Source organism: Streptomyces sp. NPDC051172 (genome assembly GCF_040682555.1).
Taxonomy (GTDB): Bacteria; Actinomycetota; Actinomycetes; order Streptomycetales; family Streptomycetaceae; genus Streptomyces.
Window position 1 is genome coordinate 1 of the sequence record NZ_JBFBBE010000354.1, and the last position, 1,400, is coordinate 1,400.

The window sequence follows — 1,400 nt, forward strand, 5'->3', positions numbered from 1 at the left end:
ATCTCCCCCACCCCGCGCTCGGAGGCCTCCCGGCACCAGGCGACGGCGTCGATGCCGGTGCCCCGGCGGCCGCCGTGGGTGGTGACCTCGTAGCCGGAGGCGCAGCCCGGGTCCTCCGTGCGCCGGGCGTCGAGGGAGAGCACGAGGACCTGGGACCCGAAGCGGCGGGTGATCTCCGTGATCACCTCGGGCCGGGCCACGGCCGCCGTGTTGACGGAGACCTTGTCCGCCCCCGTGCGCAGCAGCCGGTCCACGTCCTCGACGGTGCGCACACCGCCGCCCACGGTCAGCGGGATGAAGACCTCCTCGGCCGTGCGCGTCACGACGTCATAGGTCGTGGCGCGGTCCGAAGTGGAGGCGGTGACGTCGAGGAACGTGATCTCGTCGGCGCCGGCGGCGTTGTAGCGGCGAGCGAGCTCGACCGGGTCGCCCGCGTCGCGCAGGTTCTCGAAGTTCACGCCCTTGACCACGCGCCCGGCGTCCACGTCCAGGCAGGGGATGACACGCACGGCGAGGCTCACGTCGGCTCCTTCGTCTCGGGGGGGCTCAGGCGGGACGGCGCGGGCCGTCAGAGGCGGATCGCGTGGATCGCGGAGATCAGGATGCCGCGGGCGCCCAGGGCGTACAGCTCGTCCATGACGCGGTTGGCGTCCGGCTTGCGGACCATGGAGCGCACGGCGACCATCGTCTCGTCCCGCAGCGGGGAGACCGTCGGTGACTCCAGCCCCGGGGTGACCGCGGTGGCCGCCTCCAGCAGGTCACGACGGATGTCGTAGTCGATCATGACCCAGCGGCGGGCCACGAGCACGCCCTTGAGGCGCCGCAGCAGCACGTCGAGACCCTCGGGGCGCTCCCCCGCGCGGCCGATCAGCACGGCCTCCGAGTCGAGGATGGGCTCGCCGAAGACCTCCATGCCGGCGGCGCGCAGGGTGCTGCCGGTCTCCACGACGTCGGCGATCGCGTCCGCCACGCCGAGCTTGACGGAGGACTCCACGGCGCCGTCGAGGTGGACGACGGTCGCGTCCAGGCCCGTACGCTCGAGATAAGCGGTGAGCAGGCCGTCGTAGCTGGTGGCGATGCGCCTGCCGGCCAGTTCGGACTCGGAGGAGAACGTGCCCACGGGCGCGGCCAGTCGGAACACGGACCGCCCGAAGCCGAGCGCCATGATCTCCTCCGCTGTGCCCTCGACTTGGGCGTCGCGGAACAGGTCCCGCCCGGTGAGGCCGACGTCGAGGGTGCCCTGGCCCACGTACACCGCGATGTCCCGTGGACGCAGATAGAAGAACTCCACCTGGTTCTCGGGGTCCACGAGCACCAGCTCGCGGGAGTCGCGGCGCTGGCGGTAACCGGCCTCCTGCAGGATCTCACGGGCGGCCTCGGCGAGGGCGCCCTTGTTCGGA

Annotated in this window: 2 protein-coding genes; both read right to left on the reverse strand. The window is 72.4% G+C overall.

The window, feature by feature from the left end; all coding sequences use genetic code 11:
- On the reverse strand, positions 1-521 hold a 521-nt coding region (locus AB0N07_RS51045; RefSeq protein WP_365847835.1), incomplete at its 3' end, for a HisA/HisF-related TIM barrel protein.
- Positions 522-568: 47 nt separating this feature from the next.
- A partial coding sequence (gene hisG / locus AB0N07_RS51050) for an ATP phosphoribosyltransferase (protein WP_365847837.1) occupies positions 569-1,400 on the reverse strand: 832 nt, incomplete at its 5' end.